The following is a 12487-nucleotide window of genomic DNA, read 5'->3' on the forward strand; positions in this document are numbered from 1 at the left end:
CTCTAACTTAGGTAGCTGTCGAGCCCGAGCCAGGCCCGTTCTTCAAGGCGGCCTCCGGGCTCGCGATCTTCAAGACCTCCAGTAAGACCCAGGGCACTTTTGCCAATCACCGGCCCCTCAGAGGCCAAGATGGTGTTAAGACCAAGAATCAAGGGCTGGCCGAGGAGAAGAGATGGCCGAAGATGATAGATCTTGGCCTTTACCGCCAGGGGGCTCCAGTCCCTGATCAGGGACTGGAGGGTTTCGAACTCCTCGTGGCTGACCCGATGGTCGACAAGAACCACAAAACTTGCCATCTCTCGTCCGAAAAGCTCCACCCAGTTAGGGGCTTCAAAGTCCTCTTGGGAGACCTCCAGCCATTGGAAGGCCTCGATCAGAAAGGCCCTCTCCGGGACCATCTTGGCCAGAGTCTCTTCAATGGCCGTTCGGGTACCCCTTAAGGGATAGAGCCTGGGGACAAGAGTCAGGGCCCTTTGGATATCTTCTGGGGATTCGGGAGAGATGTTGAGCAACCCGGCCAGATAGAAGAGTATCTCGGGCTCATCGGTATCTGGGGAAAGCCTTTCTGGCCAGGATTCAATGGTCTTTAGGAACTGGCTATAGATGACCTTAAAGGGGCCAAGAAGATCCTTAAGGAATTGATATGTCTCTGGATCTTCGCCATAGATGGCTGGAAGATATTCCAGCCATTCGGCCGCCGAGGGGATAAGAAGGATTTCTTTTATCTGTGAGGACGAGGCCTCAATGGGATCAAGGTAGAGCCTAAGCTCAAGGCGCCCCTTGATCCCTTCGGGTATAGGTAGACAAGGCCCTAGGACCGAGGTTTTCTTAAACCCTTTTCCCATTTCATCAAAAAGCTCGTATTCCAGTCGGAGACCCTTGGGAGCCACCCGACCTCTGACAAAAATTATCTTTCCTGCAAGCTCTCGGGCTTGAAAGACCTTGCTAGCCATACCAGAACAATATTGGGCCTGAGCCTTTAGTCTGAAGAGCTCCTGGCCTTTAAGGAGATAGATTTCATCTTTCAGGCCAAGGAGTTTAGGGCTGTCTCCAGGGGGAGTTAAAAGGGGATAGGCCCGGTCGGCGATCCAGATCTTTCCTTCTTTGAGAAGGATTTTTTCTTCTCCGACCGTCAAGGATCGAAGACCGGGAACGGACTCTTCCTTAAGGAAGGCTCCGTCTTCCAGACGATAAGAGAGGAGTTTTTCCTCCTCAAGGCTGAAGACAAAAAGCCTTGTCCGCCAGATAAAGGCTTGGTGGGCACGGGCCCTGAGGGGAGCTTGCCAGCGGAGCTGGTAGGTGTCTCGGCAAAGACACCGGATCGTTCTATCCTCAAGGAGATAAAAGGCCCTTTCATCGGCACAAATGGTCCGGGCTCCCCTGAAGAAAGAGGCACCAGGGAGGGGGAGCTCTTCGGCCTCAGGAAGACTTAAGACAGAGAGCCCTTCGGCTCTGAGAACAAGAAGTCTCCGGCAGGGCAACATAAAGGCATCGATTACCCCTTCGAGCCTAAGGAGCGGTTCTTCCTTAAAGGCCGTCTTTTTCTCTAGGCAAAGACCACCTGATTCTAGTACCAGGCCGCTAAGTTTGAAGTCTTTTAAGGGAATATGGGTTATTTTTCCCACCAACAGACCTCCTCTCTGCCTCTCATCCTGATGAGCCGGAGTTCTGAGAGCCTAAAGAAGGCCCCGGGGGCTGGCAGGATTCGGGCCTCTTCCTTTCGGCCCGTGGGATCGGGGCGTAGCCGAATGGTGCCGACTCCGTCTATGCCCGAGGTATCTTCCAGGATGGCCACGGCTTCGGAGTAACAGAGAGCCCTTCCTGGGGGCCAGCCTTGGCCCTTAAGGCCTCTTGACGGGGAGAGATATTCAGAGAATCTCTCTACGGCCTCCTTCTCGATGGCCTTAAGGCGGGAGCCTTCTTTTAGGACTATCCGGGCCTCAATGCTGAGCCCAGTGTAGCGTGGGGGCTCTACTTTAAGCCTCAGGGTTATGGGTCTTAGAGGCTCAAGGGCCCGGGTCAGGCTTCGGGCCAGATCTTCAGAGAGCTCGCCCTTTTTCAAAATGGGGATGGCTGAGACCAGACGCCTGTCAGGATCGGTGAAGAGGTGGACCCTGAGGACCTCCTCCTTCCCTTTGGTCTCGATCTCAAGAAGACGGCCAACTAAGGTCTTAAGATCTTCGGGGACTACCCCGCTTTGGGCGGCGAAGTAGCCTTTTCGCCAGCGGGCCAGATCTTCCTCGGTCCCTTCCCCTTCGGCTCTAAGGATTCGGAGATAGGCCTCTAGGTGTTCTTTCCCCAAATAATCCAGACGGTAATAGAGAATATCGGTGAAGAAGACAAGGAGTTCAAGGAGGGTTATCCCCGGATCTGAATAGTTGTGATTGGTCCATTCTGGGGCATAACTTGCCAGACGTTCTCGGGTCTGCTTGAAAAGATCGCCAAACCGACGGCGATCAAGTTTAGGTATGGGAAAGCTCATCGGCTGCCTCCCAAACTGATGGATACCGGCCCCGGGGTGACTAGACCGTAGGGGGGAAAGGGGATCAGACTGATGTCGTCCTCTAGGGTTATCCAGCTCCTGCCTGGGGGTCTAAGCCTGACCTTGAGTCTTTTTACCTCTAGGATGCCCTCTGTCTGATGAAGGAGTCCCAGAAAATCAGAACGAAATGGCAAGCGGCCAAAGGGCCAGCCCCGGCCTTCATAGCCGCCTCTTACTGGGTGGAGAAAAGAGGTGATCCTCTGGCTGGCCTCTTCCGTAAGTCGGAAGCCAGAGACAGAGGCCTCGGTGATGATCTCTGCCCAGATCCAGACCTCCCAGTATTCCGGGCCGCTGAGCCGGAACCCAAAGACGGTCAGGGGAAGCCTGGGAGGAAGATAGCCTCTTAGCCATTTAAGGGTCTGGGGGCTTGGCCAGGGTCTGGGATCCTCTGAGGCTGGAAGAAGATAAATGTTCAGGTGCCCTCCTTCTTCTAGCACCTTGGCCCGAGAAATCTCCTCCATCTGTTCTAAACCCTCTTCAAGATCCCTCGAGGTGATCAGACGCCCCCGATGCCGGAGCCTTTGGGGGCCCCTTTTAATGAGGCTTTCCTTATCCTCAGCTGCTGCTCCGCCGGTGGTTGGCAGAGGATTGTTGACCTCGAGCAAGAAGGGAATCCCGGAGATGGCTTGGTCTATGGCCTGAGGGGCTACATTGCCTCGGGGGCCACCTCCTACCCGATAGACGACCCTGAGAGCATCATCACCGGCAGGAGGCAGGGCCCCCTTCTGCCCGTCGCCAAAGCGAATGATTCCGTCCTTAAGGCTGGCCCAAAGGGCCTTGTCTTCTGGCCCGAAGAAGCTGAGGTCATCAACTAACAACCAGGGTTCACCTTTTACGAAGACCTTAAGTTCCACTAGGGGAGCCCGGGACAGGGCCACCTCCTCCCCAGGGAGGCCCTTAAGGGGATGTTTTTCCTCAAAGGTCTCACCCTCCTTGATGCGGACGGCGTTAAAGTGGGCTCCTTTCCATCTTCCCTCCATTCCCTGGGGTAGCCTAGCCCTTAGCCAGTGGCCTTGGATTCCGAAACACCTGGTTTCTGTGGTTGCCTGGGGGAGATTAAGACGCCATAGTCCGGAGTGGCTCAGGCCATCGGTTTCATCAAAGGCCAGAATCTCTTGCCAACCCTGAGGCCCCAGGGCTTCCCAGATGACCGGCACCGGCTCCCTGGGACGTTCTTCAAGGTCCAGATAAAGTTGATAAGGTCCTCCTGTCAGAGGGCAGTTGAGGCCAAAGTAGAGGGCCTTCTCTCCGGCCAACGGGGTGAAAAAGGACCTATTTTCCAAGATCTTTTCTATATTTCCGCTATTTTCAGCCCAGATGGCCTCGAAGGTGGACAGCTTTTCTCCCTCAGCCACAATAGCGAGTCCGTTGAAGGAAAGCCCCGGCCCCTGGGGGCTTAGCGGCAAAGTTCCCTGATAGCTAAGCCTTAGCCAGTAGGCCTGATGGCCGTTTATCTCTGAGGGGCGGATCTCTGAGGGGCTGGTGAAGGAGAACGAAAGACTCCCTTCGGTCCGGCTCCAGGAGCCAGGCAGATGTTGCCAACCCTGGCCATCGAAGAACTCCCAAGAAAGAGGGGGCCCCTGTGTTTCGGAAACTCTGGCCATAAATAAGCCCCCTGGGGTGTAGGAGTAGCCTTCAAGATCTATCCGAAACCTTTGTTCAGGAAGAACAGGATGTCTTAACCCGAGGTAAAGGGCCGTTCCCGGCACAGGAGGATGGCCGAAAGGTCGAAGGGGTTGATCAGATTCTGGGGGCAGGGCCCGGCCTCCGGCTGTCAGAAAATCGGGAATTCCTCTGCTCAGAAGCTCTTTGGAGGTAATCAGATAGATTCCAGAAAGGGGAGGCAGGGGGGGAGTGCGGGTTTCGAGTTTGATCCAAAAAAAGGCGGTCTCATCTCCCTTAAAGCCCAGATCTTTGGCAGTGGCCGGACCTAAATCCTGGGGAAGTCGGAGGCAGGCCCGGTATCGGCGATAGCCCAGAAAATACCTCCAGCGGCCCCTCTTCCAGGAGGGGGGGCTTTTTCCGAACCAATCCGCCTTGGCTCCTTGAAAGCGAAGCGGTGGCCCTGTGGGACTCCCTGGCAAGGGAAGATAGGGAGCTATCTGAACCTCAAGCCTCATCCATCCCCGGCCATCAAAGGCCCACCAGGAGAAGGCCTCCCGGAGTAAGAGAGCAGGTAGCTCCTGATCGAATTCAAGAAGGAGGTCGCAGCGGCCTCCGGGCAGAAAGCTTTCTTTGGCCCCCAGGTACAGAACATGTCTTTGGAGGTTTTCTCCCTCAAAGGGTCTGAAGGGTCTTCCTTTTTCAAGGTCCTTCAGATGGTTAAAATAGGCGTCTTTTTCGGGCAGGGTGCTGATCAGAGCCTTGAGTCTGGCCGGGGTTGCTAGGAATTCTCCCTCCGTCTCAAAGATTACTTCCCCGGCGGCCACTTTGCTCCGAGCCGGAATGGTAATCGGCCCCGGGGCCCTTTCGTTAAGGGTGAAGACGACGATTCCTCGGGCCGCCTTAGGACCTTGAGGTCTTAGGCCGGTGTGTCTCAGAAAATCAAGGAAGGTCTTCTCCGGAATCCGGTTAAGGTTCTCGAGAAACTCCCCCCAGATCTCGGCCACGGTGCGAAGGAGACCCCGGCCCAAGGGATCCCTTTCGAGCCGCCACTCGGGTAGAAATATGCGGGCCAGATCTTTAAGCTCGGAGTAAATCTCTTGGGCAGTGCGCGGATCAAGGCTGAAGCGGTCTTCCATCAGCCACCCTCCTTAAGATAGAAAGGCCAGACCAGGTTTTGGCGATGGTTGGTAGCCCTTATCCGGTAGGTGATTTCTACCAGGGCCTGTCCATCTTCTGGACGAACGTCTATTTTCTCTAGGACGATCCGGGGCTCCCAACGGACAAGGGCCTCCCGGACCTCTTCCCGAATTCGAGCCAGATTGGCAGCATTGAGTTCTTCAAAGACATACTTATGAACACCGCAACCAAACTCTGGCCGCATGGGACGCTGCCCCAGGGGGGTAGAAAGAATAATTCTTATGGCTTGGCGGATACTTTCCTCATTCTTTGAGACCCTAAGGGTTCCGTTTGGGTTAAGGCCCGGGGGAAAGGCCATTCCTTGACCCAGAAAAGATTTTTCTCGGTCCATTCCTAACCTCCGATAATCACGCTGGTTGCTCCGGTGAGCACAGTGGCCCCGCAACCTGTAAGATCCCCTAGTCTGGCTGCTGGTCGGCCACCGATGAAGACCGTCGCCGATCCAGAGACAAGGGGGCTTGGGGGATGAGCCGGCGGAGGAGGAAAGGCACAAGCATGCATGTCCCCTATGGTGACCGCCGGTAGCCCGGCGATGATCACGGTAGGATTGCCGGGCCCGGTGATGGTCCCGGGATGATTGCTGATCTCACCCAGACGGGCTGCTGGCGGCATGACCACCTCCTGGTTAGTTGATCTGGACCATGGCTCCTCGGATGGTCACCGTGCCCGAGGAGGACAGCTCCAGGTTGGCTCCGGCCTTGATCTTTATGTTTAGGGCCTCTAGGATGACTTCCCCTTGGGCCTTTATCTCTATCTGACCTTTGGCGCCCCTGATAACCATCTGGTTCCCTTGGGCATCGCCAATACTGATTATCTCCTGACCTTGGGCCGCCTTGAGGGTGATTTTCTGCCCTCCAGCACTTTTGAGGATCAGGGTCTCGGAACCTTGGGTGTCGTCAAAAATGATCTCATGGCCGCTTCGAGAGCGGATGAGGCGGCGGTTGTTCTGGCCGTCGGCATTGTCCTCTGGAGGAAGGTCCCTCCCATTCCATAGGGCCCCGATGACCACAGGATAATCGATGTTTCCCTGTTCAAAGGCCACCAGCACCTCATCGCCTACCTCGGGAAGGAAAAAGATCCCTCTTTTGTTCCCGGCCATGGGGGTAGCTATTCGGGCCCAATAAGACTCTTCCTGGCCCTCCACCCAGGGGAAACAGATCTTTACCCGTCCCAGACCTTCGGGATCCTGGTTATTGGTGACGATTCCTACTGATACTCCAATGATTGATTCCTGTCTGGAAGAATCTTCAGGGAGCATAAAAGCTAGCCTCCTTTATCCTAAAGGTGGTCCGGTATCCATTAGAACCAAAGCTGTGAGTGGTTTGATAGACATAAAAAGGGCCGGTGAATTCCGGACCCAGCCCCTGGATTTTCAAGACCTTTCCGGGAACAAGCTCAGGGATCCCCACTGACTCCCCCTCACCTTCTACAAGCCCCTCTGAGGCCTTAAGAAGCAGGGCCTCCGCTCGGGCCTGGGCCTCTTCGCGGCTGAAGACCGGAAGCCGGACTTCAAGGGTTACTGGCTCCTTAAGGGCCTTCAGGGCCGTCTGGGGACCACTGGTCTTGCCCCTTGGTCTTCGGGGAGTGGTCTTGGGTGCTCGGGCTTCGATTTCCTTCTTGCTCTTTGGATCCCAACCCCGGACGATTACTTGACTGACAACCTGGTTCATCTTAATGGTCGGGGTGAAGGAGAGTAGATCCTGGCCGAAGGAAAGCCTAAGATCTGGCCGGTCGTGGCCCAAGGTCTCCAGACGAGGTGGGGCAAAGCGGAATACAGATCTCTGACCTTCCTGGTCTATCCGACAGAAGATTTCAAAACCGTTCCTTTCAGCCAAACGTTTGAGAAATTGGAAGTCACTTTCTTCTTCCCTTTGGACTATCTGCGGATGACGTATCCGGGTATCGGTGATCTCTGTCTGGCGAAAGTAGCGGCTGGCGATCTCCTTGGCCACTTCGCTATCGGTGGCTCTTGGCCAGCGGTGCTTCTTTTCTTTGGCCGCCAAGCGGAGCCTCATCATGGGAAAAAGTAGGTCGAAGCCCTCTACTCGAATCTCAGGAGGAGAATCCACGGTGAAGGAATAAGAGACTGTAGTGATCAGTCCCTCGAGCATTAAGAAAAGCCGACTTCCGTAGCCCAGATAGATGGCCACCGACTGTCCAAAGGAAAAGAGTTCCCTTTTAGTGGAAAGCGATCCAGGAGAGCCCTGAAGACCGGGGAGGGTAAAACCAAACTTGGCGGCTCCATCGGTTATCTGATCGATACTCAGGCTGGTGGCCACCAAACCTTCCTTGCGGATGTCCTGCCCCTCGATCTCGATAACCATACTAGGGGCATAGAAGTGGCCGTATCTTTCCGCAAGCCTCATAGCTCCTCCTTGTTGAGAGGGGGCAGGAGGAGAACGGTACCTGGTTCCACGTCCAGTGGGTCTGAAAGCTCGTTGGCCTTGGCAATGATCCTCCAGGCCTCAGGATCTCCGTATTCTCTCCAAGCCAAGAGAAAGAGATTGTCCGCTCGACTCAAGATCCGGGTCTTACTTACATCCGATGAATGGAGAGGCTTCCGATCTTGTTGTTCCCTGACGGTAGCATAACGTCTGAAAGAAAGACTCACCTTGGCTCGTACCGGGACTCCATCATCTCGAAAGAGTACGTAGCGCTGGCTGACCTTCTCTATTACCGCCCGAAAATGGACACTTCCCCAAGTGAACTCACAGATCGGGGGAGCATGGAGATCCGGGTCAATATGGACGGCCTTAAGCAGGGCCCCGGTCTTCTCGCGTACATCCCCAGGAGGGTTGTCCTGGGTAGTGTCAAAGACAAGTTCCATCTGAAGGGTCTCTCCCTCGCCAGAGACAAATTGGACGAGGGGCTGTTCAAATCCCGGAAGACTGGTGGTCTGGAAACGGTTGCCATAGTCGAGACTGTATTCCGCCGGGTTGAAGTCAAAACGTATTCTCTTCTCTTGGCCGTCCTCAGTAAGGATACGGATCTCGGCCTTGGGTTTCTTGACGGCCACTAAAACCTCCTTAGACCATGATAGGCGATCTCCAGAGTCTCGATGGCCACGGTGGCTTCTTTGGCCTTGAGCTCCGGAGCCATCCATTTAAAAGGCCAAGCCCTCTCACAGCCCAGACGAAAAACTTCCTCACCCTGGGTACCGAGGACAATGACGTTGACGGTCCTGAAAGGAATGGGTTTGCGGAAGTTTAGGGCCTCTAGGGTCTCTTCGAACCAGTCCCAAAGCTCGTAGCTTATAAGCCCCCTTTTGAGGACAAGGTTGCCGTACTTGGCTCCCTTGGGCAGGCGGTAAACAAGCTGGTTTTCCCCACCTTCGGGGATCTCCTCGATCTCCACTGTGGCCTCAATCCCGGAGACCTCTTCAAAGCCGCCGACAATAAGACCGGCAATCTCTACCAGGAAGCGGTAGGAAAGAAAAGGGTCTTGCCGCTGGCCGGCTCTAGCCATGGAACCTCCTTCCCCTTCTTTCAAGCTCTTGGCGCCAACGTCTCATAAGGGGAGCAAAAAGCCGTTCGGCCAAGCTCTCCACCATTGAGGCCGGAAGATCATCAGCCCGGCCCTTAAGCTTCTGGCCCCTTTCTAAGGGGAGAGGATCCGGGACTTGGGCCCTCGATGTCTGAGGTCTCGAGACCTGAGGTCCCTCAGGTGGTCTTCTGGAGCAATCGATCTTCTCGGCTCCAAAAGGGGCCTTAAGCTCCTGTGGGCTGGAAAGATGAATCAGATTGCCCCCTGTCTTGGGGACAGGGGGGCTAACTTCATGAGAAGTTGACCTAGGAGGAGTCTCCTTACCCCTCAAGGAGTAAATAATGGGGAAACCTCCTCCTGCTTTCTCCAGATCTAAATAAGATCTGAACATTGTTGCCTCTTCTCTTTGGGGAGGTAAACCTGGTGTTGCCTGGGAGATCATCGTCCTCAAGGTCCCTACCGGGCCAAAAGAGACGGTCTCCCAGACCTGATAGGAGGCCAAAGAGCTCAATATGGTTAAATGGGCCTTCGGGGGCCTTGAAAAGAAGCCTCCTGGACCCAGGGAAACTTTGGAGGAGGTTAGGGGCTTTGTCGAGCAGAGCTTTAAAGGGTGTGTAAGGCCTTCAGGTCTTCCATCCGGAGAGATTTCTCTAGGGTTCCAAACTCCACGGTGCGGATCTCTGCCAGGAGACCCAGGGGCCTCTAGAAAAGAAGCCTCTTTGTGCACGGTCCCCTGGGGGAGGAAGACAGCCTCCAGGGGGCTTCTTCTCCAAAGGCTTTGGAGGATAGGCCTTGAAAATAAGCTGATCTTTGCTTCCTGCTTCCTTGAAAGCCAGGGCCTTGAGGGAGCAGGGCCCCTTGGGAGAAAGAGAATCAGGGATAACCCCCTCCAGAGGGGGGCTGCGGTCAGATAAAAAAGGCCTAAAGGCGGCCAACAAGATGATGGGGCCACCTGGGGTCGATGGCGGGAGAGGAGCCAGTCGGAGAAGGCCTTCACCTTTGCCCCCGGAGACTTTAAAAGGGCCAAGGACCTCAGTAGAGGCCTTGGTCTGGTGAGGATCCCTTTTTGATCTTTTGGTTTATTCGACTTATCTCTTGGCACCATTGTCTTCGTTCTCTATGTTCCAGATTGAGGATCTCTTCATAGCTCCAGTGGAAGTAGTAGGCGATGAAGGCTACCTCCTCGAAAAGGTTCTCGAGGGGGTAGCCTTCTATTCCCCCGGGGCCAAAAGACTCACCTCCACTTCAGCCCCACACTGGGGGCATCGGGATTTGATCTGATATTGCCCCCCGCCATTAAGGCGGCGGTATAGATCCTGGAGATAGAGAAGATCTTCCAGGAAGAGCCCCTCGATTATCCGGGGATTGACCTCGGGAAGACTCCCTAACCGGGTGACTACTCGGGAGAGGACGATGATGCTCAGATAGGCCGGATTATTCTGGACCCGAGGATCCTTAAGGGGCAAGATTTCGTCGGCGGCAGTGGCCAGACGCATAATCCCCTGGCGATGGACCTCCCCATTTTCATCTATGTAGCCCTTAGGCAGGGTGAACTCGAACTCTGTCTGGAGCGGCATTTACCAACCTCCTGTTTTACTGGACTCTTCTCATTCCCTCGTGGGCGATCTCTAAGGTCTCTATGGCGACATCATTCCCCTTGGCGTTTAAGTCCGGGGCATCATATTTACTGGGCCAAGCGGCTTGAAATTCCCAGCGGGCCGCAGGCCTCCCTTCCTCATCCAGGACGATTACGGCCACATTACGTCGGGCCTGGTCGATCTTGCCGTCTTCGACCAACTTGCGCCAATGGTAGAGCTCAAGGGAGTCGGTCACGCCCCATTTGAGGGTCAGGTTGCCGTATTTGGCCAGACCGGGAAGCTTCCTTAAGGTAGGTGGGTCGCTTCCTTCTCGGTATTCGATTACGTCCTGGCTGCTGTCGGCAATAGTGGCCTCACTGAAGCCAGCCTGGACAATGCCGTCTATCTCCACCAGGAAGCGAAAGTTGCGGTAAGGGTCTTTTCTCTGTCCTACAGGCATGGCTTCCCTCCTTTATTCAGAGATTTCCGATCCACCCGCCCACTGGGCGATCCGGAAGATAACAAACTCCGCCGGCCTAACCGGGGCTACCCCGACGACGACTATCAGGCGACCGTTGTCGATCTCGTCCTGGGTCATGGTTGTCCGGTCACATTTGACGAAGAAGGCCTCCTCAGGTGTGGTCCCCATCAGGGCCCCGTCCTTCCAGACCCGGATCAAAAATTCGCTTACGCTCTGACGTACCCGAGCCCAAAGGCGTTCGCTGTTGGGTTCAAAGACGACCCATTGAATGGCCCTTTCCACAGACTTCTCAATAAAGATAAAGAGCCGGCGGACGTTGATGTACTTCCAGACAGGATCACTAGAAAGGGTCCGGGCCCCCCAGACCCTGATCCCCCTTCCTGGAAAGGCCCTCAGACAATTGACCCCTCTGGGGTTGAGGATGTCCTGTTGGCCTTTGCTGAGGAGATACTCAAGATCCACTGCACCGCGCAGAGGCTCGTTAGCTGGAGCCTTGTGGACTCCACGCTCGGTGTCGCTCCGGGCATATACCCCGGCTACATAGCCGCCCGGGGGGACGATCTGGATCTTTTTGCTCAGGGGATCATAGATCTTGATCCAGGGATAGTAGTAGGCAGCGTATTTAGTATCCCATTTACTCCGAGGCTTGAGATAGGCATCATTCATTTTGTCTTGTTTGGGAGGGCAATCGATGATCAGAAAACGATCCATCAAGTTCTCGCAGTGGGCAATGAGATCCTGGATCAGGGAATCATAACTTGTGCTCTCAAAGGGTCTTCCCCAGGTCTCGTCCCAATTGGAGACCAAAGGGTAGGGGAGGTAGACGAGGGAGATATCTTCTATCTTTTCGAGCTCCTCAAGAGGGGTGCTGAAGACGGTCTTGTCTTCAAAAGAGCCATTGGCCCCTCCTTTGAGGACAAAAAGAACGGATTTTTTAAGATTTTTCCATTCTCCTTCCGGGGCTATTTCGCTGATTTTGATGAAAAGGGAACGTTTTTGGACTTCATCCTTGAGATCGTAAGCAGTCTCCTCCTCAGAGGAGACGGGAAAGGTCTCCTGGGCCTTGGCTAGAGAGACTAAGGTCCGTAATTTCTTCTGGATCGCCTCTTGGCTTATATCGAGCTCGACTTCTGTTTTATTGCCTTCAAGGCCCAGATCTTTAAGGGCCTTGGTCGGCTTTTGGACGAAGTAAAAGATGTTTAAATCCCGAGCCTCTTTTGTGTTTGGATCAACCCTGAGAAGCAGGACCAACCGGTTGCCCCACTCACCTTTGTCTTTGCTGGAGACCTTGAGGAGAACCTTGTTGTTTCGGGAGATCTGGCCAGAGGCCTCCCTGGCTTCACTTCCTAGGACCCTGGTGACATAACAACGTTTGCCACCATTTAAGAAGAATCCTTCTACCTCATAAGGGAGATAGGAGTAGGGAACATAGGTTCCGAAGATCCGTTGGTATTCCGGAAAACTTGTTACCAGACGGAGGGCCTCTGGCCCCCGTTCGGTTATGCCGATGAAGGCCGCAGTTGAGGTGCTGACGCCCTCTATCGGCTTGGCCCCGATTTCAAACTCCTCGATGTAGACCCCAGGTGCAAGATACTCAGGCAT

14 protein-coding genes are annotated in these 12487 nt (G+C 54.7%); all 14 read right to left on the minus strand.

What is annotated here, in order from left to right; genetic code table 11:
* Positions 1 to 2: 2 nt before the first annotated feature.
* Positions 3 to 1625, minus strand: coding sequence for a hypothetical protein (locus ACXJJX_RS10410; RefSeq protein WP_456434534.1), 1623 nt, complete (start codon positions 1623 to 1625; stop codon positions 3 to 5).
* Positions 1613 to 2482, minus strand: a complete 870-nt coding sequence (locus ACXJJX_RS10415; protein ID WP_456434535.1) for a hypothetical protein — start codon at positions 2480 to 2482, stop codon at positions 1613 to 1615. The genes ACXJJX_RS10410 and ACXJJX_RS10415 overlap by 13 nt, the downstream gene beginning before the upstream one ends.
* Positions 2479 to 5283 (minus strand): baseplate J/gp47 family protein, encoded by a 2805-nt coding sequence (locus ACXJJX_RS10420; RefSeq protein WP_456434536.1) that lies wholly within the window; start codon positions 5281 to 5283, stop codon positions 2479 to 2481. Before ACXJJX_RS10420 ends, ACXJJX_RS10415 begins: the two co-directional genes overlap by 4 nt.
* Positions 5283 to 5675 (minus strand): GPW/gp25 family protein, encoded by a 393-nt coding sequence (locus ACXJJX_RS10425; protein ID WP_456434537.1) that lies wholly within the window; start codon positions 5673 to 5675, stop codon positions 5283 to 5285. Before ACXJJX_RS10425 ends, ACXJJX_RS10420 begins: the two co-directional genes overlap by 1 nt.
* A 2-nt stretch (positions 5676 to 5677) precedes the next feature.
* The gene (locus ACXJJX_RS10430) at positions 5678 to 5956 is read right to left on the minus strand and encodes a PAAR domain-containing protein (RefSeq protein ID WP_456434538.1); all 279 of its coding nucleotides are present in this window, start codon (positions 5954 to 5956) and stop codon (positions 5678 to 5680) included.
* A 13-nt stretch (positions 5957 to 5969) separates the two neighbouring features.
* Positions 5970 to 6602, minus strand: a complete 633-nt coding sequence (locus ACXJJX_RS10435; protein WP_456434539.1) for a phage baseplate assembly protein V — start codon at positions 6600 to 6602, stop codon at positions 5970 to 5972.
* On the minus strand, positions 6592 to 7710 hold the full coding sequence (locus ACXJJX_RS10440) for a phage late control D family protein (protein WP_456434540.1): 1119 nt from the start codon (positions 7708 to 7710) through the stop codon (positions 6592 to 6594). The genes ACXJJX_RS10435 and ACXJJX_RS10440 overlap by 11 nt, the downstream gene beginning before the upstream one ends.
* Positions 7707 to 8360 (minus strand): CIS tube protein, encoded by a 654-nt coding sequence (locus ACXJJX_RS10445; RefSeq protein ID WP_456434541.1) that lies wholly within the window; start codon positions 8358 to 8360, stop codon positions 7707 to 7709. Before ACXJJX_RS10445 ends, ACXJJX_RS10440 begins: the two co-directional genes overlap by 4 nt.
* A complete protein-coding gene (locus ACXJJX_RS10450) occupies positions 8360 to 8809 on the minus strand; it encodes a phage tail protein (protein ID WP_456434542.1) in 450 nt (149 codons plus the stop codon). The genes ACXJJX_RS10445 and ACXJJX_RS10450 overlap by 1 nt, the downstream gene beginning before the upstream one ends.
* Positions 8802 to 9218, minus strand: coding sequence for a hypothetical protein (locus tag ACXJJX_RS10455; protein ID WP_456434543.1), 417 nt, complete (start codon positions 9216 to 9218; stop codon positions 8802 to 8804). Before ACXJJX_RS10455 ends, ACXJJX_RS10450 begins: the two co-directional genes overlap by 8 nt.
* Positions 9219 to 9859: 641 nt before the next feature.
* On the minus strand, positions 9860 to 10042 hold the full coding sequence (locus ACXJJX_RS10460) for a DUF6760 family protein (RefSeq protein WP_456434570.1): 183 nt from the start codon (positions 10040 to 10042) through the stop codon (positions 9860 to 9862).
* A complete protein-coding gene (locus ACXJJX_RS10465) occupies positions 10039 to 10404 on the minus strand; it encodes a phage tail assembly protein (RefSeq protein ID WP_456434544.1) in 366 nt (121 codons plus the stop codon). The genes ACXJJX_RS10460 and ACXJJX_RS10465 overlap by 4 nt, the downstream gene beginning before the upstream one ends.
* Positions 10405 to 10420: 16 nt before the next feature.
* Entirely contained in the window at positions 10421 to 10864 is a 444-nt protein-coding gene (locus ACXJJX_RS10470) for a phage tail protein (protein WP_456434545.1), read from the minus strand.
* Positions 10865 to 10876: 12 nt separating this feature from the next.
* Entirely contained in the window at positions 10877 to 12487 is a 1611-nt protein-coding gene (locus ACXJJX_RS10475; protein ID WP_456434546.1) for a phage tail sheath family protein, read from the minus strand.

It is taken from the genome of Thermosulfuriphilus sp. (assembly GCF_054026695.1).

What these genes read in the sequence shown, in the direction of transcription:
- ACXJJX_RS10425 (WP_456434537.1), bottom strand. Translation starts at nt 5,675, where the DNA reads ATGGACCGAGAAAAATCTTTTCTGGGTCAAGGAATGGCCTTTCCCCCG.
- ACXJJX_RS10435 (WP_456434539.1), bottom strand. Translation starts at nt 6,602, where the DNA reads ATGCTCCCTGAAGATTCTTCCAGACAGGAATCAATCATTGGAGTATCA.
- ACXJJX_RS10415 (WP_456434535.1), bottom strand. Translation starts at nt 2,482, where the DNA reads ATGAGCTTTCCCATACCTAAACTTGATCGCCGTCGGTTTGGCGATCTT.
- ACXJJX_RS10470 (WP_456434545.1), bottom strand. Translation starts at nt 10,864, where the DNA reads ATGCCTGTAGGACAGAGAAAAGACCCTTACCGCAACTTTCGCTTCCTG.
- ACXJJX_RS10455 (WP_456434543.1), bottom strand. Translation starts at nt 9,218, where the DNA reads ATGTTCAGATCTTATTTAGATCTGGAGAAAGCAGGAGGAGGTTTCCCC.
- ACXJJX_RS10430 (WP_456434538.1), bottom strand. Translation starts at nt 5,956, where the DNA reads ATGCCGCCAGCAGCCCGTCTGGGTGAGATCAGCAATCATCCCGGGACC.
- ACXJJX_RS10465 (WP_456434544.1), bottom strand. Translation starts at nt 10,404, where the DNA reads ATGCCGCTCCAGACAGAGTTCGAGTTCACCCTGCCTAAGGGCTACATA.
- ACXJJX_RS10420 (WP_456434536.1), bottom strand. Translation starts at nt 5,283, where the DNA reads ATGGAAGACCGCTTCAGCCTTGATCCGCGCACTGCCCAAGAGATTTAC.
- ACXJJX_RS10450 (WP_456434542.1), bottom strand. Translation starts at nt 8,809, where the DNA reads ATGGCTAGAGCCGGCCAGCGGCAAGACCCTTTTCTTTCCTACCGCTTC.
- ACXJJX_RS10440 (WP_456434540.1), bottom strand. Translation starts at nt 7,710, where the DNA reads ATGAGGCTTGCGGAAAGATACGGCCACTTCTATGCCCCTAGTATGGTT.
- ACXJJX_RS10475 (WP_456434546.1), bottom strand. Translation starts at nt 12,487, where the DNA reads ATGCCTGAGTATCTTGCACCTGGGGTCTACATCGAGGAGTTTGAAATC.